The 20,649-nt window shown below is 64.4% G+C and carries 24 protein-coding genes; 5 read left to right on the top strand and 19 right to left on the bottom strand.

All coding sequences use genetic code 11. The annotated features are described in order from the left end of the window. Positions 1-4: 4 nt before the first annotated feature. Entirely contained in the window at positions 5-2,362 is a 2,358-nt protein-coding gene (locus tag HUX88_RS20065; RefSeq protein WP_176362909.1) for a GspE/PulE family protein, read from the top strand. Here HUX88_RS20065 and HUX88_RS20070 read toward each other — a convergent pair. The 8 genes from HUX88_RS20070 to HUX88_RS20105 all read right to left on the bottom strand — a co-directional run bounded on the left by HUX88_RS20070 (position 2,245) and on the right by HUX88_RS20105 (position 10,575). Then, positions 2,245-2,838 carry a hypothetical protein gene (locus HUX88_RS20070; protein ID WP_176362910.1) on the bottom strand — a complete coding sequence of 198 codons (594 nt, stop codon included), beginning with the start codon at positions 2,836-2,838 and terminating at the stop codon, positions 2,245-2,247. The two genes, HUX88_RS20065 and HUX88_RS20070, sit on opposite strands and share 118 nt — an antisense overlap. 102 nt (positions 2,839-2,940) lie before the next feature. Next, on the bottom strand, positions 2,941-3,852 hold the full coding sequence (locus HUX88_RS20075) for a hypothetical protein (protein ID WP_117014918.1): 912 nt from the start codon (positions 3,850-3,852) through the stop codon (positions 2,941-2,943). Positions 3,853-4,149: 297 nt separating this feature from the next. Next, positions 4,150-4,644, bottom strand: a complete 495-nt coding sequence (locus HUX88_RS20080) for a type VI secretion system tube protein Hcp (RefSeq protein ID WP_176362911.1) — start codon at positions 4,642-4,644, stop codon at positions 4,150-4,152. Between the two features lie 80 nt (positions 4,645-4,724). After that, positions 4,725-5,192, bottom strand: a complete 468-nt coding sequence (locus tag HUX88_RS20085) for a GNAT family N-acetyltransferase (protein WP_117014917.1) — start codon at positions 5,190-5,192, stop codon at positions 4,725-4,727. A 10-nt stretch (positions 5,193-5,202) separates the two neighbouring features. After that, positions 5,203-6,060: a metallophosphoesterase gene (locus HUX88_RS20090; RefSeq protein WP_117014916.1), complete on the bottom strand. Its 858-nt coding sequence runs from the start codon at positions 6,058-6,060 to the stop codon at positions 5,203-5,205. An 81-nt stretch (positions 6,061-6,141) separates the two neighbouring features. Further along, entirely contained in the window at positions 6,142-8,637 is a 2,496-nt protein-coding gene (locus HUX88_RS20095; RefSeq protein ID WP_176362912.1) for an MASE4 domain-containing protein, read from the bottom strand. A gap of 79 nt (positions 8,638-8,716) precedes the next feature. Further along, a complete protein-coding gene (locus HUX88_RS20100) occupies positions 8,717-9,496 on the bottom strand; it encodes a LytTR family DNA-binding domain-containing protein (RefSeq protein WP_176362913.1) in 780 nt (259 codons plus the stop codon). Continuing rightward, positions 9,493-10,575 (bottom strand): sensor histidine kinase, encoded by a 1,083-nt coding sequence (locus HUX88_RS20105; protein ID WP_176362914.1) that lies wholly within the window; start codon positions 10,573-10,575, stop codon positions 9,493-9,495. The genes HUX88_RS20100 and HUX88_RS20105 overlap by 4 nt, the downstream gene beginning before the upstream one ends. 211 nt (positions 10,576-10,786) lie before the next feature. On the opposite strand from HUX88_RS20105, the gene HUX88_RS20110 reads away from it, so the two are divergent. Further along, positions 10,787-11,632: a DUF2306 domain-containing protein gene (locus HUX88_RS20110; protein WP_217916384.1), complete on the top strand. Its 846-nt coding sequence runs from the start codon at positions 10,787-10,789 to the stop codon at positions 11,630-11,632. On the opposite strand, the gene HUX88_RS20115 is transcribed toward HUX88_RS20110, so the two are convergent. Beyond that, complete coding sequence (locus HUX88_RS20115) at positions 11,629-11,790, bottom strand: hypothetical protein (protein WP_176362915.1); 162 nt, start codon at positions 11,788-11,790, stop codon at positions 11,629-11,631. The two genes, HUX88_RS20110 and HUX88_RS20115, sit on opposite strands and share 4 nt — an antisense overlap. A gap of 7 nt (positions 11,791-11,797) precedes the next feature. Continuing rightward, positions 11,798-12,184, bottom strand: coding sequence for a hypothetical protein (locus tag HUX88_RS20120; RefSeq protein ID WP_176362916.1), 387 nt, complete (start codon positions 12,182-12,184; stop codon positions 11,798-11,800). Between the two features lie 99 nt (positions 12,185-12,283). On the opposite strand from HUX88_RS20120, the gene HUX88_RS20125 reads away from it, so the two are divergent. Both HUX88_RS20125 and HUX88_RS20130 read left to right on the top strand, forming a co-directional pair. Beyond that, positions 12,284-12,694 (top strand): hypothetical protein, encoded by a 411-nt coding sequence (locus HUX88_RS20125; protein ID WP_117014911.1) that lies wholly within the window; start codon positions 12,284-12,286, stop codon positions 12,692-12,694. Then, positions 12,694-13,146: a hypothetical protein gene (locus HUX88_RS20130; protein ID WP_117014910.1), complete on the top strand. Its 453-nt coding sequence runs from the start codon at positions 12,694-12,696 to the stop codon at positions 13,144-13,146. The genes HUX88_RS20125 and HUX88_RS20130 overlap by 1 nt, the downstream gene beginning before the upstream one ends. A 27-nt stretch (positions 13,147-13,173) precedes the next feature. On the opposite strand, the gene HUX88_RS20135 is transcribed toward HUX88_RS20130, so the two are convergent. From HUX88_RS20135 to rpsF, 7 genes are all read right to left on the bottom strand, one after another. Continuing rightward, a complete protein-coding gene (locus tag HUX88_RS20135; protein WP_117014909.1) occupies positions 13,174-14,184 on the bottom strand; it encodes an inorganic phosphate transporter in 1,011 nt (336 codons plus the stop codon). Between the two features lie 28 nt (positions 14,185-14,212). After that, positions 14,213-14,839 carry a DUF47 domain-containing protein gene (locus HUX88_RS20140; RefSeq protein ID WP_028819630.1) on the bottom strand — a complete coding sequence of 209 codons (627 nt, stop codon included), beginning with the start codon at positions 14,837-14,839 and terminating at the stop codon, positions 14,213-14,215. 59 nt (positions 14,840-14,898) lie between these two features. Continuing rightward, positions 14,899-16,284 (bottom strand): replicative DNA helicase, encoded by a 1,386-nt coding sequence (locus tag HUX88_RS20145; protein ID WP_117014908.1) that lies wholly within the window; start codon positions 16,282-16,284, stop codon positions 14,899-14,901. Between the two features lie 122 nt (positions 16,285-16,406). Further along, on the bottom strand, positions 16,407-16,859 hold the full coding sequence (rplI, locus tag HUX88_RS20150) for a 50S ribosomal protein L9 (RefSeq protein ID WP_028819628.1): 453 nt from the start codon (positions 16,857-16,859) through the stop codon (positions 16,407-16,409). Positions 16,860-16,893: 34 nt separating this feature from the next. Continuing rightward, complete coding sequence (rpsR, locus tag HUX88_RS20155; RefSeq protein ID WP_008450941.1) at positions 16,894-17,184, bottom strand: 30S ribosomal protein S18; 291 nt, start codon at positions 17,182-17,184, stop codon at positions 16,894-16,896. Positions 17,185-17,199: 15 nt separating this feature from the next. Continuing rightward, positions 17,200-17,505 carry a primosomal replication protein N gene (priB, locus tag HUX88_RS20160; RefSeq protein WP_028819550.1) on the bottom strand — a complete coding sequence of 102 codons (306 nt, stop codon included), beginning with the start codon at positions 17,503-17,505 and terminating at the stop codon, positions 17,200-17,202. An 18-nt stretch (positions 17,506-17,523) separates the two neighbouring features. Beyond that, entirely contained in the window at positions 17,524-17,910 is a 387-nt protein-coding gene (gene rpsF, locus HUX88_RS20165; RefSeq protein ID WP_028819549.1) for a 30S ribosomal protein S6, read from the bottom strand. 239 nt (positions 17,911-18,149) lie between these two features. On the opposite strand from rpsF, the gene lexA reads away from it, so the two are divergent. Then, positions 18,150-18,788: a transcriptional repressor LexA gene (gene lexA / locus HUX88_RS20170; protein ID WP_028819547.1), complete on the top strand. Its 639-nt coding sequence runs from the start codon at positions 18,150-18,152 to the stop codon at positions 18,786-18,788. Positions 18,789-18,807: 19 nt separating this feature from the next. On the opposite strand, the gene HUX88_RS20175 is transcribed toward lexA, so the two are convergent. Both HUX88_RS20175 and HUX88_RS20180 read right to left on the bottom strand, forming a co-directional pair. Further along, positions 18,808-19,302: a hypothetical protein gene (locus HUX88_RS20175; protein ID WP_176362917.1), complete on the bottom strand. Its 495-nt coding sequence runs from the start codon at positions 19,300-19,302 to the stop codon at positions 18,808-18,810. Between the two features lie 57 nt (positions 19,303-19,359). Next, entirely contained in the window at positions 19,360-20,604 is a 1,245-nt protein-coding gene (locus HUX88_RS20180) for a cystathionine gamma-synthase family protein (protein ID WP_176362918.1), read from the bottom strand. Positions 20,605-20,649: the final 45 nt, after the last annotated feature.

Consider the following 20,649-nt stretch of genomic DNA (forward strand, 5'->3'; position numbering starts at 1 on the left):
CATCATGAACGACGCCGGCCTCCCCAGTCCACACCCCAGCGATGTCGACCTCAGGCTGGCGTTCTTTCAGAAGCTGCAAACGGTCACCACCAAGATCCACGCCACCAGCAACCTCGACGAGATCATGCTCGACCTGGGCATGGAGTTCTGCGACCTGTTCAACTGCGACCGCTTCACGCTGTACGCGATGGACCATGAAAAGGACTACATCGTCTCCAAGGTCAAGACCGGGCTGACCTCGTTCCGCGACCTCAAGCTGGCGGTCACGCCCGCCTCCATCGCCGGCTACGTCGCGCTGACCCGCAAGACCGTCAACATCGCCGACGTCTACGACCAGGCCGAGCTGGCGCGCTACTCGCCGGAGCTGCGCTTCCAGCAGGGCGTGGACCAGCGCACCGGCTACCGCACCAAGCAGATGCTGGTGGCGCCGCTGATCGCGGTGCAGTCGCGCGAGCTGCTGGGCGTGGTCCAGTTCATCAACAACCGCGACCGCGCGCCCTTCTCCACCATCGCCGAGGCCGGCGTGAAGGAGTTGTGCGAGACGCTGTCGGTGGCCTTCAGCCAGCGCATGAAGCCGCCGCAAATGGTACGCACCAAATATGACGGGCTGGTGACCGACGCGGTGCTGTCCGCGCCCGAGCTGGAGCTGGCCACGCGCGCCGCGCGCAAGAAGGATGTCGATGTCGAGGAGGTGCTGATCGACGAATTCCAGGTCAAGCCGGCGGCCATCGGCGCCTCGCTGGAGCGGCACTTCGGCGTGCCGTACGAGCACTTCCGGCCGGACCGCCTCAAGCCGGTGGAACTGCTGCGCAACCTCAAGCGCCAGTACATCGAGGAATCGGGCTGGATGCCGCTGGAGGATGGCAAGGACGGCATGCTGGTGGTGGCGCTGGATCCTGAACGCGTGGCCAACACCCACATCGTCAACCAGATCTTCCCCAAGGCCAAGCCGGTGTTCCGCGTGACCAGCAGCCGCGAGTTCCGGCAGATGATCGAGCACTTCTTCGGCGCGGCCGGCGACAACGGCAGCGTCGGCGATCTGCTGTCGGGCATGGACGACGACGACGGCGACGCCGAGGGCGGTTCGGCCGAGGTGTCGGAGGCGGTCGAGAACGAGCTGGTCAAGCTGCTCAACAAGATTATCGTCGACGCCTACCGCCAGGGCGTGTCGGACATCCACATCGAGCCGCTGCCGGGCAAGGGCAAGACCGGCATCCGCTTCCGCAAGGACGGCACGCTGGTGCCCTACATCGAGATCCCGGCCGCCTACCGCAGCGCGCTGGTGGCGCGCGTGAAGATCATGTGCGACCTCGACATCTCCGAGCGGCGCAAGCCGCAGGACGGCAAGATCAAGTTCAAGAAATACGGCCCGCTGGACATCGAGCTGCGGGTGGCGACCATCCCCTCGGCCGGCGGCGTCGAGGACATCGTGATGCGCATCCTGGCGGCCGGCGAACCCATCCCGCTCGACAAGCTGGGCGTGCTGCCGTTCAACCTGGAGCGGCTGCGCGCCACCATCGAGAAACCGTATGGCCTGTTTTTCGTCTGCGGCCCGACCGGCTCCGGCAAGACCACCACGCTGCACTCGGTGCTGAACTACCTGAACACGCCGGACACCAAGATCTGGACCGCCGAGGACCCGGTCGAGATCACGCAGAAAGGCTTGCGCCAGGTGCAGGTCAACCGCAAGGCCGGGCTGGACTTCGCGACCGTGATGCGCGCCTTCCTGCGCGCCGACCCGGACATCATCATGGTCGGCGAGATGCGCGACAAGGAAACCGTCGGCATGGGCATCGAAGCCTCATTGACGGGCCACCTGGTGTTCGCCACGCTGCACACCAACAGCGCGCCGGAATCGATCGTGCGGCTGCTGGACATGGGCATGGACCCGTTCAACTTCGCCGACGCGCTGCTGGGCATCCTGGCGCAGCGGCTGGCCAAGCGCCTGTGCGGCAAGTGCAAGCAGGCCTACCAGCCGAGCGAGGAGGAACTGAACCTGCTGCTGACGGAGTTCTGCGAAGAGCTGCAGAGCACGGAAAGTTTCCTCAAGGACGCCGCCGCCGGCCGCGCCGCCGTGCTGGCCGGCTGGCGCCAGCGCTACGCCAAGGACGGCAAGTTCACGCTGTACCGCGCCATCGGCTGCGACGAGTGCAACAAGGGCTACAAGGGACGCGTCGGCCTGCACGAGCTGATGATCGGCACCGACAAGGTCAAGAAGCTGCTACAGGAGCATGCACGGGTGGCTCAGCTGCTGGCGGCCGCGCTGGAGGACGGCATGCTGACATTGAAGATGGACGGCATCGAGAAGGTCCTGCTGGGCATCACCGACATCAAGATGGTGCGGGCGGTCTGCATCAAGTAGCCACGCTTGCCGTTGCGCGGCGTGGCGCGGCGGTCGGCCAGCGCGCGCAGGCGCGACAGGCCGGCCTTCAGGTTGAACGAGCGGCCGGCCAGCAGCGCGTCCACCAGCTGCGTGGCCATCGACAGCGCCGGCGCGGCGGCGCCCTTGGCAGAATACGGCAGCACCAGGCGGTAGCGGTCGCGCATGCGCGGCACCACGCCGACGAATCCCAGCGTCACCTCGTTGCAGGCCAGCCGGCGCAATTCCAGCGCCACCTGCTGCACCAGCGGCACCAGCGGCGGCAGGTCGTCGCAGCGCTTGCCCACCAGGCCGCGCTGGCGCCGCAGGCCCGGCAGGGCCGCCAGCAAGCGGCGCTCCAGCGCCTTCATGGCGGCCGGCGTGGGCGGCTCGCGGTCCAGTTCGAGAATGCCGAGCAGGCAGGGTTGGGAGGAATAACGGTTGCCGCTGGCAAGGTAGCGCTGATCGATGATACGCATAATCGGCCATCTCCTTTTTATGAAACGAGCAACATGATGACAAACTTCACGCCGGCGCGGAAGCGGCGCACCCGCCGTCCGCATGTAAGACCATGCCGACAGCTAACGTGCGCTTAAGCCGCGCGTGTTATCACGTTCATCTTGCAAAAGAGGCACAGCGGAAAAGAACATGCCGTTCCTATCCTCGATCAGGATCAGTTTTCTGTTGATGGGATAGATGGTGCCGCAGTTCGTTTCGACTACAGTCAGCATGTTTTGCAAAAAAGGAAGCCGCCCCTTGGCCGCACGCCAGTCGCCGTGGAAGTAGACCGTTTTCTGTTGGCGGCTACGCTTATACGTCGGATTTTTGCATTGGTTTTCATTGAAAAAAAACCGCCTGGCACTGATGTAGACCGGCATCCCCATGTAAATGGCCGCCCTGCTCTTCTTCGTCGCCTCGCTGTCTTTTCCCGAGCCTTGCCAGTCGGCGCCGTCGATTGTCCATGTGCCGAAGATATCGGCATTCGCCCCTTTTCTTTCGGATGTGCTTGTTGATTCAGGTGTCGCAGCCGCGTTGCTCCCAACCCGAACAGCCTCGAAAAAGAAACCGTCCTCGGACACAATCAGGTGGTCCTTGTTTGTCGGATAAAGCACGTTGTTCCCGCACCGGTTCTCCACGACCGTGACACGCGCTCCGATGGGCATTTCATCGGAGTTTACTCGCCACTCGCGATAGAAATAATCAACGGTATCCTCAACATTGCGCCGATAGCCAGGCTGGGCGCATTGGTGATTGTTGAACTCGAACAGCTCAGCACTCACACTCAGGGGCTGGCCTATCAATCGTCTCACATCACGTTCGGAAAGGCTGGAGGTTGCGCCTGTCGGGCTAACATCCTTTACGATTCGCCACTTGCCCAAGATATCCGCATCCGGTTCAGCAGGCTGGGCGCCTATCGGCGGGAAATAAAGGGAAAGCGACAGCGCGATCAAAACGCGCTGACACAGAAAACAATTCATTTTGATCGCGACCATTTAGCGTTTCGCATCGCTTTTGAATGGAGCACTTTCCTCCCTCCTCCGGGCGACCAAACCGGGTAGAACCTTGGCAACGTTCCTTTTCTTTTTTTTCACAGATGCCGTGGTATGGCTCGAAATTTCATCTGCTGCATTCGCCAGCTCGCCATCATTAATCAGTTCGAAAGCTCTGTGAGCACTTACCTGGTCCCAGGTCGCCGTAGTAACGGACCATTTTCATTTCACGATTCATCAAACGAAGCCTGGCAACGCTGCTCATGTGCATGATGTCCTCCAGACGCTGTATCGAATTGGTCAAATTGAGATTCTGTTCGATGCGAGATCCCATCCGCCTGCGGTATTGCCACCAGTTCCGCCGCCAATCTTCTGCTGCGTATATTTCCATTTGGCTCTGGAGAACTTCAGCCCCACGCTCTCGGCAAGGATGTGGCCTGGCTGAATGGTCGATCTGACGTGGGCGAGCAGCACGTTCGTGAGCTCGACCTCGAAATACCTGACCCGCTCCCCCTGCCCGTCCGCTCGCATAAATTTGAGCAAGGCTTTGGGAAGCGTTCTGCCCATCGAGCAGGTTTGCATCAGGATAGGCGAGGATAGGTCGGCGTGCTTGATGAACGTCAGCTCCTCGAATTCGGCACGCTCGGCGGTGTGGCCACCCGCCGTCGAGGCCGTGGCGCTTCTGGGCTGAATCACAGACCATTCAACATGGACGGCCTCAATCCACCCTCGGTGCTGGCTATCGGCGGACTCGCCCTTGATTCCTTCGATCTGCACATATATGTCGGTTGCCATCTTGACCTCCATTGATAGGAAAGGCCATTTTGCGCGGCAGCCGTTCGGGCAGCTTGGGATTCGTCAAAGATGCAACCCGATCAAACCGAGGGCAATTGCTTTTCGAAGCAGACAGCCAGCGGGTTGCCGATGTATTTGCCGTAGTTGGCGATGCGCTGGTAGCCGCGCGCTTCGTAGAAGTCGACCGCGCGGCGGTTGACCAGGCGCGTCTCCAGCCACAGGGCCTGGTAGCCCAGCGCCTGCGCCTGCTCTTCCAGGAAGCGCAGCACGGCGCTGCCGACGCCGCTGGTGCCGTGGCGCGCGTACATGCGCTTGATCTCGGCCACGCCAGGTTCCAGCGGCCGCAGCGCGCCGCAGCCCAGCGCCACGCCGGCGCCGTCGCGCGCCACCACGAAGCAGCCCGCCGGGCCGCACACGTCTTCGATGTCGAACGAGGCGTTGCCGCTGTCGCCGGTGATCGCCTCCAGCGCGGTCGACAACTCTTCCATCAACAACAGGGAGTCGCGGGCGGTGGGGTCTTCGGTCTGGAGTTGGATGTCGGTATGCATGGTGTGCAGATTATTGCACAGTACAGATCACCAGTTCCGGATCGGCGTTGATGCGTACCGGTATGCGGCTGCAACCCACGCCGCGACTGACGATCAGGTCGCCGTTGCCGCGCACCGGGAAGCGTCCATAGTGATAGGGACGCGACAGCGGGCCGGCCGGCAGCACCAGCGGCGTGCCGCCGGGCAGCGCGATCTGGCCGCCGTGCGTGTGGCCGGCGAAGGCCAGGTCGTAGCCCCGGCCATCCAGGTACAGCAGGCCGTCCGGCGCGTGCATCAGCAGCACGCGCACCTGGTCGGCGTCGGCGCCGGCGAAGGTGGCAGCGCCGTCGGGTTCGCCGGTCCAGGGATCGTCCATGCCGCAGATGGCGACGTTGCCGAACGGCGCCGGCAGCGCCAGCGCACGGTTGACCAGCATCCGCACGCCGGCCGCCTCGAAGCGGCGGCAGATGTCGCCGTCGTCGGTGGACAGGTCGTGGTTGCCCAGCACGGCGAACTTGCCCAGCGGCGGCCGGCACGCCGCCAGCGCCGGACACAACGCCTCGGCGTTGGCGGCCGGGCCGGACACGTAGTCGCCGCCCATCAGCAGCACATCCGGCTGCTCGGCGGCGATGCGCTCGAACAGGTCGCGGAAGATGCCGGCGTGGGTCGGCGGGCCGGCGTGGAAATCGGAAGCAAACGCGATCTTGAGCGGACGCGCCAGACGCTTGGCGGCCGGCAGCGCGAGCGCGTGGCGGGTTACGCCCAGGCGGCCGTGCAGCCGGCAATGGTAGCTCAGCGCGCTCACCACGCCGCCCATCAGGACGACGTTGACCAGCGCTTCCAGCTTGCTCCGGCGCGGTGAGAAATGCTTGCTGCGGGGGACTATCATGGGAAAGACGATCGAACGGGTAAAGAGGCGGCATGATAGCCTATTTGCGACGGCCCGGCCCGCATCGGCGCCGGCGCCGCGTCAGACCGGTTCGCCGCCGGGGAAGGCCGCCTGCGGCGCCGTGCTGCGCAGCGCCGTGTCCAGCGCGGCGTTGAACTCGTCCAGGCTCAGCGGCTTGGTCAGATAGCACAGGAAGCCCTCCTGCCGGCTGCGCGCGACGTCCTGCGGCATGGCGTTGGCCGACAGCGCGATGACCGGGATGCCGCGCGTGGCGGGATCGGCGCGCAGCAGCGCCATGGCTTCGTTGCCGCTCATGCCGGGCAGGTTGATGTCCATCAGGATCGCGTCCGGCCGCCGCTCGCGCGCCAGCCGCAGGCCGGTGGCCGCCTCGCTGGCGCTCAGCAGCGCGAGGCCGCCGCGCAGGCCGACCAGCTCCCGGACCAGGGTCAGGTTGGCGGGGTTGTCCTCCACATACAGCAGCGTGCGCGGCCCGTCCTGCGCGGCCAGCGCCGGCCCGGCCGGCTGCGGCGGGCCGAACGCGGGCAGCCCGGGGCGCGCCGCCGCGTTCAGTTCGATCCAGAACATGCTGCCCACGCCCACCGTGCTGCTCACGCCGATGGTGCCGCCCATCATTTCCACCAAGCGCCGCGTCATCACCAGGCCGATGCCGGTGCCCTCCTCGCTGAGCGCCTCGCGCCCCAGCCGGTTGAAGGGCTGGAACAGCTGGCCCAGCTGGGCCTGGGTCAGGCCTTCGCCGCCGTCCTGGATCGCGATCTGCGTGCGCTCGGGCGAGAGCGCGATGCAGGTCACGCTGACCAGCCCGCCCTTGCGGTTGTACTTGACGGCGTTGGTCAGCAGGTTCAGCAGCACCTGCTTGAGCCGCGTGTGGTCGGCCTGCACGTACATGCCGGGGTCGGCCACGAAGCGCAGGCGCAGCTCGCGGCTGTCGGCCAGCGGGCCGATCATCTGCTGGCAGGCGACCATCATGCCCTGCAGCTCGACCGGTTCCAGCGACAGCGACAACGTGCCCGACTCGACCTTGGCCAGGTCCAGCACCTCGTTGATCAGCACCAGCAGGTGCTTGCCGGCGGTGAGGATGTGCTGGGTGAATTCGCGGCGCTTCTCCGGCGTCACCGGCATCTTGTCCGACAGCAGGATCTGCGCGAAGCCGAGGATGGCGTTGAGCGGCGTGCGCAGCTCGTGGCTCATGTTGGCCAGGAAGGTCGACTTGGCCTGGTTGGCCTGCTCGGCCTTGACCTGCGCGCGCCGCAGCTCGGCCACGAACTGCTTGCGCTCGCTGATGTCGGCCAGCACCACCACCGAGCGGCGCGCGCCGTGCATCTCGAAATCGTTCATCGCCAGTTCCAGCGACAACTGGCGGCCGTCGCGGTGCAGGCCGCCGACCTCGCCGTCGCGGATGAAGGCGCGCTCGCTGTCGGCCGCCAGTTCCGGGATCAGCAGCGAGATGTGCCGCCCCACCACGTCCGCCGAGGTGTAGCCGAACACCTTGGCCAGCGCGGGATTGGCGCTGCGGACCACGCCGGCGGCGTCGGTGGTGAGCACGCAATCGGCGATGTTGTGCACCACCGCGCGGATTTCCTCTTCCTTGAAATGCAGCTCCTCCAGCGCGTTCGCGTACTGCATGGCGCGCTGCTCGTTCTGCAGGTTCAGGCTGTGCAGGTCGGCGCCGCGCTGCAGCGCGTGCTCGTGCGACACCACCAGGCGGGCGAACAGCTTGTTGCTCTCCAACAGAAGCACGATCAGCACGCAGCTGGCCGCCAGCAGGCCGTAGATGCGGCCGGCGTACCAGCCGACGTCGTAGCGGCCGGCGTTGAGCACGGCCGACAGGCCGATGTCGCACAGCCAGGCCGCCATCACCACGCCCAGCCACATGTCCAGCAGCGAGCGGCTGGAGTAGCGCCACAGCACGGCCAGCGCGGCCAGGCTGCAGGCCCAGGTGCCCCCGAGCGCGACGCGCCCGGCCAGCGTGTAGCGGCCGCCCTCCAGGATAGGCGGCAGCAGTTCGTGGCCCGCCGTGGCCAATGCGGTGAAGGCGCCGGCGGCCAGCAGCGCGGCGACGATCGCCCACAGCGCCGCGCGTCCCGGCAGCGCCTGGGCATGCGGACGCCGCCGCTCGCGATGGCCCAGCAGCGCGTGGGCCATCACGCACACGGGGAAGCCGGCGTGCCAGAACACGTACAGCCAGGCGGTGGCCTGGCTGTGGCCGCCCAGCAGGCCGGCCGGCGAAAATGTGCCGGGGAAGGTCAGCATGTGCGGCACGGTCAGCAGCGCGGTGAACAGGTAGCCGCCGGCCAGCACCAGCAGCGATCTGGAGCGCAGCACGCTGAAATGCCCGAACAGCATCGCGGCGGTGATCAGGTCGTTGAGCAGCAGGCTCGATTCGTAGATGGGGATGAAGGCGGCCAGCGGCGCCAATGGCACCTGGGTATAGGGCAACAGTGCGCAAAAGACCAACGCCGACATCAACGTCAACGCCAGGGCGCGCCTGCGCGACTGCCGATCCGCCGCCATCAATGGCAACAGTGGCAAGCTTGCTGCCGGCGATCTATCTGTCATGCTCCCTCCGCCGTGGTCGCGGGCCTTGCAGCCTGCAATCCATTGTAGCATCTGCGGATACGCTCGCCAGCCTGCCGTCTCACATCTGCCGGAACAGGTGCAGGTAGCTGCGGCTGACCGCCAGCACGTCCCGGCGATGTTTCAGGTGGATCTGGGCAGTTTCATTTTCGCCACGGATCACACGGCTGACCGCGCCCAGGTTGACCACCACCGAGCGGTGCACCTGGGCGAAATGCTGGGCGTCCAGCTGCGCCAGCAGTTCCTTCAGCGGCGTGCGGATCAGGGCCTCGGCCGGCTGGCCCTGGTCGCCGCGCCAGGCCACCAGCGTGTACTTGTCGTCGGCGCGCAGGAAATCGATCTCGTCGACGGCGATCATGCACAGCGCCTGCCCGACCTGGGCGCGTATCCAGCGCAACGGCGGCGGCGCCTCCGGCCTGGCCAGCCGCGCCGACAACAGTTCCAGCAGCCGCGCCATGTCCGGCGCCGGCGCGCCGGGGCGGCGGGGCTGGCGGGCCACCGTGGCCGCCAGCCGCGCCGCCTCCACCGGCTTGACCAGGTAGTCGAGCGCGCCCTGTTCGAAGGCCTGCACCGCGTACTCGGTGTAGGCGGTGACGAACACCAGGTGCGCGCGGCCGCCGATCCGCATCGCCGCGTCGACGCCGGACAGGCCCGGCATGTGGACGTCGAGAAAACAGATGTCGGGCCGCAGCGCCTCGAACTGCTCGACCGCCTCGCGGCCGTTGCGCGCCTGCGCCACCACGTTCAGCGCGGGCCACGCTTGCGCCAGCATGCGCGTGAGCGACTGGCGCAGCAGCGGCTCGTCGTCGGCGATCAGCGCGGTCGGGGCGCGGGCCGTCATGGCCTGCCCTCCGGCGCGGGGAGGTCCAGCTCGGCGCACACGCCGTGCGGTTGCACCGCGCTCAGGCGCAGGGAGGCGCCGGCGCCGAACACCAGCAGCAGGCGCTCGCGCAGCGTCGCCAGGCCGGTGCCCAGGCCGTTGCCGGCCGCCTGCAGGCCGACGCCGGTGTCGACCACCTGCGCGTGGCAGCGGCCGTCGCGCAGGCGCACGCCGACGTCGATGCGGCCGCCCTCCTCGCTGGGGTCGATGCCGTGGCGGATCGCGTTTTCCACCAGCGTCAGCAGCGTGGTCGGCGGACAGGGCAACGCGAGTGCCGCGTCGTCGGCGGACAGGGTGAAGCGCAGGCGGTCGGGCATGCGCATGTGCATCAGCTCGAGGTAGGCGCGCACCAGTTGCAGCTCCTGTTCCATCGTGGTGGTGGCTTCGTGCAGGCGCGGCACGGCCGCCCGCAGGTAGGCGATCAGGCTGCCCAGCACGGGCGAGGCCTGCGGCGAACCGGAATCGACCAGCTCGCGCACATTGGCCAGCGTGTTGAACAGGAAGTGCGGCTCGACCTGCGCCTGCAGCAGGCGCAGGCGGGCGTCCAGCGCCTGGCGTTCCAGCTCGCTGCGTTGCAGTTCGAAGCTCAGCGCCTGGTGGCGGGCCAGCGCATCCTTCTGCCGCACCAGCGCGCCCAGCGCCATCCACGGCGCCAGCAGCATGCCGGCGACGGTGAGCATCCAGAAGCCGCTCAGGCGTTCGGAGTCCTGCCAGAACGCGGGCGCGCCGGGCGCGGTCGACCACACATAGATCGCGCACACGGCGGCCGGCATGACGACCGCCACGCCCATCACCTGCAGGGCCCAGCGGGCCAGCCACGACGGCAGGCGGCGCGGCCATTGCTCGAACAAGCCGAACATCAGCATCGCCAACAGGCCCAGCGTCACGGCGCGCACCATCAGCGACAGGAAGCCCGAATGCCAGCCGAGGGCCATCGGGAAGCCGATCACGAAGGAGGCGCACAGCGTGAAGCGCAGGCGCCGCCAGCCCAGCAGCAAGGCGAAACCGCGCGGCGGCGCGGCGGTCAAAGTAGTAGACATGCAGCGATTATAGCCACGGATTTGCCGGAAATCGTGGCGCGATGGCGGCTAATTTTCAGCCGCGCGGCGCTGCCGCCGTTCGTCGGCGCCGGCCGTGCTTCGGCCCGAAAATGCCGTCGTTCGTCGGATCGGGCTGGCGCGCGGCGGGGTGCGCGGCCATATTCCCGATGCGGCGCCGGCGTGCGGCGTCCCACAACCATGGAGGAGTCCGATGTCCGATACCTTGTTGATGAACGGCGCCCTGCCCCGCGCGCCTTCGATGCGCGTGCGCGCCGGCCAAGCGCTGAAGGCCGCCGCCGCGCTCTGGTTCGCGGTGATGGTCGCGGGCCAGACGATCTTCGTGGCGTATATCGTGTCATTCTACGGCGGCGCGGTCGCGGCGGGCGACTGGCTGCGCTGGAACAAGGTGCTGCCGGTCGGCTACGTTCCCGGCGACCGCGCGGGCAACGCGGCGCTGGCCGCGCACCTGGCGATCGCCGCCTTCGTCACGCTGGCCGGACCGCTGCAGCTGATTCCGGCGCTGCGCGCCCGCCACCCCGCGTTGCACCGCTGGAGCGGCCGCGTCTACGTGGCGGTGGCGGTCGTCACCGCCCTCGCCGGCATCTACATGATCTGGACCCGCAACGCGGCCGGCGACATGACCCAGCATTGGGGCACCACGCTGAACGGCGTGCTGATCATGCTATGCGCCTTCGTCGCCGTGCGTCATGCGATGGCGCGCCGGCTGGATGTGCACCGGCGCTGGGCGCTGCGGCTGTTCCTGGTGGTCAGCGGCAGCTGGTTCTTCCGTGTGGGACTGCTGTTCTGGATACTGGTCAACGGCGGCCCGGTGGGCTTCGATCCCAAGACCTTCACCGGGCCGGCGCTCAACGTGCTGGTGTTCGGCGAATCGCTGCTGCCGCTGGCGCTGCTGGAACTCTACCTGCGCGCCCGCGACGCCGGCGGCGCCCGCCGCAAGCTGGCCGTGGCGGCCGGCCTGGCGCTGCTGACGCTGGCGATGGGCGTGGGCATTTTCGGCGCCAGCATGGCGATGTGGCTGCCGCATGTCCATGGCTAGGCCATCTGGATCGACGCGGCGCGCGGACCGGAACTGGCGCTGACCGGATGGAGCCTGGCGCACGGTCTGGCGAACTTGGCGATCGACGAGGCGTTCACGGACTTGCCGGTCGCCGCGCCCGAGCCGTCCGTGCTGGCGCGCGCGATGGCGGCGCGCATGCTGGGCCTACAGGGCGGCGTCGACCAGTAGCTGAGGCTGCAGTGCGCGGATGCGCAGCTCGGTGAAGTAACCGCCCGCCTCGTTGTAGCGCAGGTAGTGGCGGCCGCAGTTCAGGCAGCGCGCGACCTGGCTCAGGTTGCATGGATAGTGGCGCGGCGAAATGGGTGCGTCGTCGCTCTCGTAGCGCGTGCCGTGCGGATGATATTCGGCGAAGGTCGGCTCGTCGTATGGATCGTCCATCAGCGTGCCGACCTCCTCGAAGCGGTCGAGCTCCAACGTGGCCGGCAAGCGCTGCCACGCCGTCAGCGAAACGGTATTGCAACTGCACGGCACGGCCACATCGGCAGAGGTCCGCGCCAACAACATCAACTGCGCAAAATCGATTTTCTGCATGTCACGCCCATCAAGAGGATTTGCGATTCTAACGCAATCCAGATCAACTCGCCGTCACGTAAAGGGGCATAAATTACCCCTTCACTTCGGCGGGGCGATATGGAACTCAGAATTCTAACGTGGCTGTTTCCGTGGCTGATGGCAGTGCTGGAGTTTTTACTGAGAGCCAGTTCTGGCAATCCTGATGCCGTCGCATTTATCGGCCCAACTGTCGGCGGCACGGCCCTTGGAATGCTGCTCCCACTTACGCGCGCGAAGTTATTGGCGAAAGAACAGTCTTCGCCGGCCGCGAACTTCGGATTGATTGATACAGCCGCCGAACATTGGGCTCAGCGCATCAACATCCTTCTCTGGCTTGGTCTGGCTGCTTGGGCCACGAGCCTTTATCTCAGCATCAACCACGGCAGTCCCTACTTTCCGAAGCTGGATGGCGTGCGAACGTCGCTCTTGATTGGTTTTATACTTTGGATATGTGCCGTCTTAGCAGACTTCATTCGAGGAGGCAAATAATGAACTGGGAATCACTTAGAGAAGGCCTTACATTGATAGGCATCGGAATGACGGCCTCAGTAATTGTCGGCATCACGGCCACTTTTATCCGAGATCGTTATTTCCAGAGAAAACCGGAAGACGACTATACCTACGTCGTGAAGAGTAAAAAAGGGGGCAAAAAGACCGTCGTCGTATTGCCCCCTGACCTACCGGAGGCAGCACAGCAAGACATCATGCGCAAAGCCTATGAAAACCTGGGGCTTCCACCGATGGAGCACTATCCCGTGCCGATGCCTCGATGCGAAAGCAATCTTTGGCGTTTGCGCCACCATAAAACCAAGGCATTCAAGAACGGCGATTCGCAGGCGGTGAAAATCCCGTCGGAAATCGCTTACGACAGAACGGATATTGATTTGGATATCCAGCGTATCGGCGACGAACTTCGCATTCGCCCGGCAAACAGCAATTAAAAAAGGGAGCCGCAGCTCCCTTGGTTTTTACATGATGTGGTGACCGACCCACCAGGCCAGCGCGGCGACGAAGGCCGAGGCCGGGATGGTGAACACCCAGGCCCACACGATGTTGCCCGCCACGCCCCAGCGCACCGCCGACATCTTCTGCGCCGAGCCGACGCCGACGATCGCACCGGTGATGGTGTGCGTGGTCGAGACCGGCACGCCGAAGTGCGAGGCGATCAGCAAGGTCAGCGCGCCGCCGGTCTCGGCGCAGAAGCCGCCCACCGGTTTGAGCTTGGTGATCTTCTGGCCCATGGTCTTGACGATGCGCCAGCCGCCGAACAGCGTGCCGAACGAGATCGCCGTGTAGCACGAGATCACCACCCACAGCGGCGGCGAGGCGTCGCCGGCCGGCACCTGGCCTACCGCGATCAGCAGCATCCAGATGATGCCGATGGTCTTTTGCGCGTCGTTGCCGCCGTGGCCCAGGCTGTACGACGCGGCCGACACCAGCTGCAAACGGCGGAACCATTTGTCGACCCGGCGCGGCGTCGAGCGCACGAAGATCCACGACACGATCAGCATGATGATGGAGCCGAACACAAAGCCCATCAGCGGCGACAGGATGATCCACTGCACCGTCTTGAGCAGGCCGCCGCCGACCAGCGCGCCGGTGCCGGACTTGGCCACCGCGGCGCCGACCAGGCCGCCGATCAGCGCGTGCGAGGACGACGAGGGGATGCCGTAGTACCAGGTGAACAGGTTCCACGCGATGGCGCCGACCAGCGCACCGAAGATCACGTACTGGTCGACGATGCCGGGATCGATGGTGCCCTTGCCCACCGTGGACGCCACGTGCAGGCCGACCACGAAGATGGCGGTGAAGTTGAACAGCGCGGCCATGGCCACCGCCGTCTGCGGCTTGAGCACGCCGGTCGACACCACGGTCGCGATCGCGTTGGCGGCGTCGTGGAAGCCGTTCATGAAGTCAAACACCAGCGCCAGGGCGATCAGGACGCCCAGCACGTAGATGCTGATTTGTAGGGTATGCATATTGGACGTTTCTTTTTGTAGTTATGCGTTACGCGTTTTCGACGATGATGCCTTCGATGATGTTGGCCACATCTTCGCAACGGTCGGTCACGGTTTCCAGGATCTCGTAGATGGCCTTCATCTTGATCAGGTTGCGCACGTCCGGCTCGTCGCGGAACAGCTTGGACATGGCGGCGCGCATCACGTGGTCGGCGTCCGATTCCAGGCGGTCGATCTCTTCGCAGATGGCGACGATCTGGCGCGAGTTGTCCATGTTGTGCAGCAGGGCCACGGCGTCGCGGACCTTCTCGGTGCAGGCCAGCACCAGCTCGGCCAGGCGCTTGGCTTCCGGCGTGACCGAGTGCAGGTCGTACAGCGAAACGGTCTGGGCCGCGTCTTCCAGCAGGTCGAGGATGTCGTCCATGCGGGTGATCAGCTTGTGGATGTCGTCGCGGTCGATCGGCGTGATGAAGGTCTTGTGCAGCAGGTCGACGGTGGCGTAGGTGATCTTGTCGGCCTGCTTTTCGATGCTCTCGATCGCGTGCACGCGATTTTCCAGATCGTCGAAATTGGACATCAGGCCCAGCATTTCTTTTGCACCTTTGACGCACAGATCGGCGTGTTGGTTAAACAGGTCAAAAAATTTGCCCTCGGTGGGCATCAAACGTCCAAACATTTTATTCTCCGTTCCATTAATTACTGCAGATCGCCGCCCGGGTAGGGACGGCGTAAAGATTAGTCGCCCTGGTACAGCGCCAGGTTACCGACGTAGTTGCCAAACTTGGTGTACTGGCCGATCCAGGTCAGGCGCACCGAGCCGATCGGGCCGTTACGCTGCTTACCGATGATGATCTCGGCCGTTCCCTTATCGGGCGAGTCCGGGTTGTAGACCTCGTCGCGATACAGGAAGATGATCACGTCCGCGTCCTGCTCGATAGCGCCGGATTCGCGCAGGTCGGACATGACGGGACGTTTGTTGGGGCGTTGCTCCAGCGAGCGGTTCAGCTGCGACAGCGCGATCACTGGGCACTGCAGCTCCTTGGCCAGGCCTTTCAGCGATCGGGAAATCTCGGAGATCTCCGAGGCGCGGTTGTCGCCCGGCGTGGAGCCCTGCATCAGCTGCAGGTAGTCGACCACGATCAGGCCCAGCTTGCCGCACTGGCGCGACAGGCGGCGCGCGCGGGCGCGCATCTCGATCGGGTTCAGCGCCGGGGTCTCGTCGATGTAGACCTGGGCGTCGTTCATTTTCTGGATGGCGTGCGTCAGGCGCGGCCAATCCTCGTCGTTCAGCTTGCCGGTGCGCAGGCGGTGCTGATCCAGCTGGCCGACCGAGCCCAGCATACGCATGGCCAGCTGCACGCCGCCCATCTCCATCGAGAACACGGCCACCGGCAGGCCCTCCTCCACCGCGACGTTCTCGGCGATGTTCATCGAGAACGCGGTCTTGCCCATCGACGGACGGCCGGCCACCACCACCATGTCGCCCGGCTGCAGGCCGGAGGTCATGCGGTCGAGGTCGATCCAGCCGGTCGGCACGCCGGTGATCTCGGAGCCGGACTCGCGCGAGTACAGCTCGTCGATGCGCTCGACCACCTGGGTCAGCAGCGGCTGCACCGGGATCCAGCCAGCCGCGCCGCGCGCGCCCTGCTCGGCGATGGCGAAGATCTTGGACTCGGCCTCGTCGAGCATCTGCTTGACTTCCTTGCCCTGCGGCGTGAAGGCCTGGCCGGAGATCTCGTCGGCGACGGTGATGAGCTGGCGCAGGATGGAGCGATCGCGCACGATCTCGGCGTAACGGCGGATGTTGGCGGCAGATGGCGTGTTTTGCGCCATCGCGTTCAGGTAGGCCAGGCCGCCCACGTCCTCCGCCTTGCCCAGCTGGGTCAGGGTCTCGAACACCGTGATGACGTCGGCCGGCTTGGACGCGTTGATCATCTTGACGACCTGCTCGTAGATGATGCGGTGGTCGTAGCGGTAGAAGTCTTCGGGGTGCATCATGTCCGCAATGCGGTCGAACGCCGCATTATCGCGCAGCAGGCCGCCGATGACGGACTGTTCTGCTTCGATGGAATGCGGCGGGACGCGGAGTGAATCGACTTGCGGATCGGAGGGGGCGTTCATGGCGCGAATTATACCTGCTTGCTTGAGCCGTATTACAAATTTATGACGAGAAAAAAGCCGGGCAAGCCCGGCTTTTTCAAAGGTGTTGCAACACTGATCAGACGTTTCCGCCTGAAAAAGTATTAGGCAGCTTCGCCCACGACAGCAACGGTCACTTCCACCACCACGTCGGTGTGCAGAGCGACGCTGACTGGGTGCTCGCCAACGGTCTTCAGAGGACCGGTAGGCATACGCACGGCAGCTTTTTCAACAGCGAAACCAGCTTTCGACAGGGCTTCAGCGATGTCGAAGTTGGTGACGGAGCCGAACAGACGGCCGTCGACGCCAGCTTTTTGCGAAACGTTCACGGTCATGCCGTTCAGTTTCTCGCCTTGGGCTTGAGCGGCAGCCAGTTTCTCGGCAGCGGCTTTTTCCAGTTCGGCGCGCTTGACTTCGAATTCAGCAACGGCGGACGCGGTAGCGCGGCGGGCCATTTTTTGCGGAATCAGGAAGTTACGTGCGTAACCGTCTTTGACTTTAACGACTTCACCCAGGTTGCCCAGGTTGACGACTTTTTCTAACAGAATGATTTGCATAGTTCTTCTCCAGGATCTTATCTAGACGACGCAATTAAGCGTGGTGCAGATCGGTGTAAGGCAGCAGCGCGAGGTAGCGAGCGCGCTTGATTGCGGTGTCAACTTGACGCTGGTAGTGCGCCTTGGTACCGGTCAGACGTGCTGGCATGATTTTGCCGTTTTCCTGGACGAAGTCTTTCAGGGTGTCGACGTCTTTGTAGTCAACTTGTTCAACGTTTGCTGCGGTGAAGCGGCAGAACTTCTTACGCTTGAACAGTGGGTTTTGTTGCTTGCGCTTTTCTTTCAGCTTGAGCTTGTTTTTGTCGAACTTTTTACCGAATGCCATTTTAGGCTCCTGTATCTAAATTGAGCTGTCTGGGACAGCACTAAAATCAATGATGTGAAACACCAGGCTTTTGCTATTGCGATTCTTCTTGTTCAGGAAACCGGTGAACTGATACATGCCTGCCAGTGGCGCCTGACTGAAGCGGCCTGAAATCTCGCCCGCGGCAACCGCGGAAATTTCAAACTCGCTCAATCGGGCGATGCCTGCCTCGACCTGCTGCGACCGGTGCTGGAGTACAGCGTTCACGATCGGCATGCCGGCCGGGGTGTAGCGCAAGGCGTCCCGTTCGGCGATCAAGGCAATCAACTGGAGCTGATTCAGCTCGGTTCCCGATAACAATTAGGCCGCAGGAGCAGCAGCGGCTGCTGGAGCTTCGGTGCGATGCGATTTCGCTGCATCTTCACGTTGTACCGACTTCATCATCGGCGAAGGAGCGGTTTCCGCCTTCTTCATCTTGACAGTCAGGTGACGCAGCACGGCATCATTGAATTTGAAGGCGGTTTCCAGCTCGACCAGGGTCTCGTTGTCGCATTCGATGTTCAGGCAGATGTAGTGTGCTTTAGCCAGTTTCTGGATCGAGTAAGCCATCTGACGACGGCCCCAATCTTCAACACGGTGCACGGCGCCGCCGCGGGTCGTTACGGTGGTTTTGTAACGCTCGATCATGGCGGGCACTTGCTCGCTCTGGTCCGGGTGGACGATAAATACTATTTCATAGTGACGCATGCAAACTCCCTTAAGGACTGTGAATATAGCCCACCCTGGCGTCAAGACAGGTGTGGGAAGAGGTAAGCCCGCGACTATATCAGCTTTTTATCCAAAAAACCAGCACTGTCCGGCAACAATCCGCCGCGCCCGGAGGGGCTCCATGAAATTATTTCGTGCTAAGCAACAAATTCCCTTGCTTTTCGCTTCACACTGTACAAAAATACAGACTGTCTATATACACAGGCCCAAAGCACTCTATGATCAAGCTCACCGCAAGACAGGAACAAATTCTCAATCTGATCAAGGATGCCATCGAGAACACCGGCTTCCCGCCGACCCGTGCCGAGATCGCCAATGAACTGGGCTTCAAGTCCGCCAACGCGGCCGAGGAGCATCTGCAGGCGCTGGCGCGCAAGGGCGCGATCGAGATCGCCGCCGGCACCTCGCGCGGCATCCGCCTGCTGGGCGTGCACGCCGAGCCGGCCACGCCCAAGGTGCCGGTGTCGCTGATGATGTCGTTGCCGCTGATCGGCCGCGTGGCCGCCGGCTCGCCCATCCTCGCGCAGGAAAACCTGGAGACCAGCTACAGCGTCGATCCGGCCATGTTCTCCTCCAAGCCGGACTACCTGCTGAAGGTGCGCGGCGAGTCGATGCGCGACGCCGGCATCATGGACGGCGACCTGCTGGCGGTCAAGAAGGTGGACAGCGCCAAGAACGGCCAGATCGTCGTCGCCCGCATCGGCAACGATGTCACGGTCAAGCGCTATCGCAAGACCGGCTCCACCGTCGAGCTGCTGCCGGAAAACCCGGACTTCAAGATCATCAAGGTCGATCCCGAAGCGGACGAGTTCGCGCTGGAAGGCCTGGCGGTCGGCCTGATGCGCAGCTGGCACTAAGCCTCGCCTCGCCGACGGGCTAGCGCTTGCCGGCGGTCTCCGGCTGATGCGACAGGTCGCGCGCGCTCAGGGCCAGGTCGCCTTGACGGCCTTCCAACGCGCTCTGCGCCAGGGTGACGGCGTCGGCCTGGCGCTTGGCCTCGTCCGCCACCTGCACGAACACCTGACTCATCAGCGTCTGCGCGGCGCCCAGCTCGTCGTCCGTCATCAGGTCGGCCACGTCGGCGGGGATGCTCTTGCCGACCGGGAGCGCGGCGTTGTAATTGGCCAGGAATTGATCGTAGCAGTCGTGCCAGGCGGCCAGCGCTTGCGTCAGCGCCGGTCCGCCGGCCGTGGCCGGACGCATCGGGATGTTGGGAGGTTTGCAGTTGAAACGGGCCAGCGCAATGTCGGCGCCGTCGTAGTGGCTGGTGTAGTACTCGATTTCGGCTTGCCGCGCCTGGCGGCGGGCCTGGTCGCCGGCGAAGGCGCTACTCGACAGCACGGTCAATGCCAGAACCCATGCTGCTCTCATATCGCCTCCGCGCTTAGCAAAATTGAAAACTTAGATTATCACAACTCGAGGCTGCGCTCAGCAAGCTTCCAGTGCGCAGGTGAAATCGTCCAGCAGATCGTCGGTATCCTCGATGCCGACCGACACCCGTATCAGCGACTCGGCGATGCCCATCGAGGCGCGGCGCTCGGCGCCCATCTCGTAGAAAATCGTGTGCGCCACCGGGATGATCAGCGTGCGCGTGTCGCCCAGGTTGGAGGCCGGAATCGCCAGCTTCAGGCGGTTGAGGAAATCGAAGCAGTCGATGCCATCCTTCAGTTCAAAGCTCAACAGGGAGCCGAAGCTGCGGAACAGCTCGGCGGAGATCGCGTGCTGCGGGTGCGAGGCCAGGCCGGGATAGTAGACGGCGGCCACGCGCTCGTCGCTTTCCAGCAGGCGCGCCAAGGCCATCGCATTGGCGCTGGTGCGTTCCATGCGCAGCGCCAGCGTCTCGGCGCCGACGGCGATGTGGTGCGCCGCTTCCGGCGCCAGCGAGGCGCCGAAGTCGCGCAGGCCCTTGGCGCGAATCTGCGCCAAGCCCCATTGCAGCGGCGCGGCTTTCTTGTAGTTCTCGTAGATGTTGGCGAACCGGGTCCAGTCGTAGACGCCGGTGTCGGTCAGGCTGCCGCCCAGCGCATTGCCGTGGCCGCCGATCGACTTGGTCAGCGCGTTGACCACGAGACCGGCGCCCACCGCTTTCGGGCGGAACAGGTAAGGCGTGGTCATCGTGTTGTCGACGATGTAGAGGATGCCGCGCTCCTTGCACAGCTCGCCGATGCGCTTCAGGTCCGCCACCTGCGTGCGCGGGTTGGCGATGGTTTCGACGAACACCACGCGGGTCTGGCTGGTGATGGCGGCGGCCACGTTGGCGACGTCGGTGGCGTCGACGAAGGACACGCCCACGCCCTGCGCCATGGTGGTCTGCCACAGGCTGTTGGTGTTACCGAACAAGAACGACGACGACACCACATGGTCGCCCGCGCGCAGCAGCGCCTGGAACACGGCGCCGATCGCGCCCATGCCGGTGGCGAAGCAGATCGTGCCGACGCCCTGCTCCATCTTGGTGACCTTGTCTTCCAGCGCGGAGATGGTCGGGTTGCCCTGGCGGCCGTAGCGGAAGCCCGGCTCCTTGCCCTGGAACACGGACGCCAGCTGGCGCGCGTCGCCGTAGCCAAAGGCGACCGAGGTGTGGATGGGCTTGTGCAGCGAACCGTGCTCGATGCCTTTCTGGCGATCGTTGTGCAGGATGGTGGTGGTGAAGCCGTAATTCTTCTTGTCGTTCATATTCGCGTATTCAAAAAAAAAGCCCGGTGCGGCGTGAACCGCACC

The organism is Duganella sp. BJB1802, assembly GCF_013369445.1.
Taxonomy (GTDB): Bacteria; Pseudomonadota; Gammaproteobacteria; order Burkholderiales; family Burkholderiaceae_D; genus Rugamonas; species Rugamonas vulcania_A.

What these genes read in the sequence shown, in the direction of transcription:
- HUX88_RS20065 (WP_176362909.1), top strand. Translation starts at nt 5, where the DNA reads ATGAACGACGCCGGCCTCCCCAGTCCACACCCCAGCGATGTCGACCTC.
- HUX88_RS20070 (WP_176362910.1), bottom strand. Translation starts at nt 2,838, where the DNA reads ATGCGTATCATCGATCAGCGCTACCTTGCCAGCGGCAACCGTTATTCC.
- HUX88_RS20075 (WP_117014918.1), bottom strand. Translation starts at nt 3,852, where the DNA reads ATGGTCGCGATCAAAATGAATTGTTTTCTGTGTCAGCGCGTTTTGATC.
- HUX88_RS20080 (WP_176362911.1), bottom strand. Translation starts at nt 4,644, where the DNA reads ATGGCAACCGACATATATGTGCAGATCGAAGGAATCAAGGGCGAGTCC.
- HUX88_RS20085 (WP_117014917.1), bottom strand. Translation starts at nt 5,192, where the DNA reads ATGCATACCGACATCCAACTCCAGACCGAAGACCCCACCGCCCGCGAC.
- HUX88_RS20090 (WP_117014916.1), bottom strand. Translation starts at nt 6,060, where the DNA reads ATGATAGTCCCCCGCAGCAAGCATTTCTCACCGCGCCGGAGCAAGCTG.
- HUX88_RS20095 (WP_176362912.1), bottom strand. Translation starts at nt 8,637, where the DNA reads ATGACAGATAGATCGCCGGCAGCAAGCTTGCCACTGTTGCCATTGATG.
- HUX88_RS20100 (WP_176362913.1), bottom strand. Translation starts at nt 9,496, where the DNA reads ATGACGGCCCGCGCCCCGACCGCGCTGATCGCCGACGACGAGCCGCTG.
- HUX88_RS20105 (WP_176362914.1), bottom strand. Translation starts at nt 10,575, where the DNA reads ATGTCTACTACTTTGACCGCCGCGCCGCCGCGCGGTTTCGCCTTGCTG.
- HUX88_RS20110 (WP_217916384.1), top strand. Translation starts at nt 10,787, where the DNA reads ATGTCCGATACCTTGTTGATGAACGGCGCCCTGCCCCGCGCGCCTTCG.
- HUX88_RS20115 (WP_176362915.1), bottom strand. Translation starts at nt 11,790, where the DNA reads ATGCGCGCCGCCATCGCGCGCGCCAGCACGGACGGCTCGGGCGCGGCG.
- HUX88_RS20120 (WP_176362916.1), bottom strand. Translation starts at nt 12,184, where the DNA reads ATGCAGAAAATCGATTTTGCGCAGTTGATGTTGTTGGCGCGGACCTCT.
- HUX88_RS20125 (WP_117014911.1), top strand. Translation starts at nt 12,284, where the DNA reads ATGGAACTCAGAATTCTAACGTGGCTGTTTCCGTGGCTGATGGCAGTG.
- HUX88_RS20130 (WP_117014910.1), top strand. Translation starts at nt 12,694, where the DNA reads ATGAACTGGGAATCACTTAGAGAAGGCCTTACATTGATAGGCATCGGA.
- HUX88_RS20135 (WP_117014909.1), bottom strand. Translation starts at nt 14,184, where the DNA reads ATGCATACCCTACAAATCAGCATCTACGTGCTGGGCGTCCTGATCGCC.
- HUX88_RS20140 (WP_028819630.1), bottom strand. Translation starts at nt 14,839, where the DNA reads ATGTTTGGACGTTTGATGCCCACCGAGGGCAAATTTTTTGACCTGTTT.
- HUX88_RS20145 (WP_117014908.1), bottom strand. Translation starts at nt 16,284, where the DNA reads ATGAACGCCCCCTCCGATCCGCAAGTCGATTCACTCCGCGTCCCGCCG.
- rplI (WP_028819628.1), bottom strand. Translation starts at nt 16,859, where the DNA reads ATGCAAATCATTCTGTTAGAAAAAGTCGTCAACCTGGGCAACCTGGGT.
- rpsR (WP_008450941.1), bottom strand. Translation starts at nt 17,184, where the DNA reads ATGGCATTCGGTAAAAAGTTCGACAAAAACAAGCTCAAGCTGAAAGAA.
- rpsF (WP_028819549.1), bottom strand. Translation starts at nt 17,910, where the DNA reads ATGCGTCACTATGAAATAGTATTTATCGTCCACCCGGACCAGAGCGAG.
- lexA (WP_028819547.1), top strand. Translation starts at nt 18,150, where the DNA reads ATGATCAAGCTCACCGCAAGACAGGAACAAATTCTCAATCTGATCAAG.
- HUX88_RS20175 (WP_176362917.1), bottom strand. Translation starts at nt 19,302, where the DNA reads ATGAGAGCAGCATGGGTTCTGGCATTGACCGTGCTGTCGAGTAGCGCC.
- HUX88_RS20180 (WP_176362918.1), bottom strand. Translation starts at nt 20,604, where the DNA reads ATGAACGACAAGAAGAATTACGGCTTCACCACCACCATCCTGCACAAC.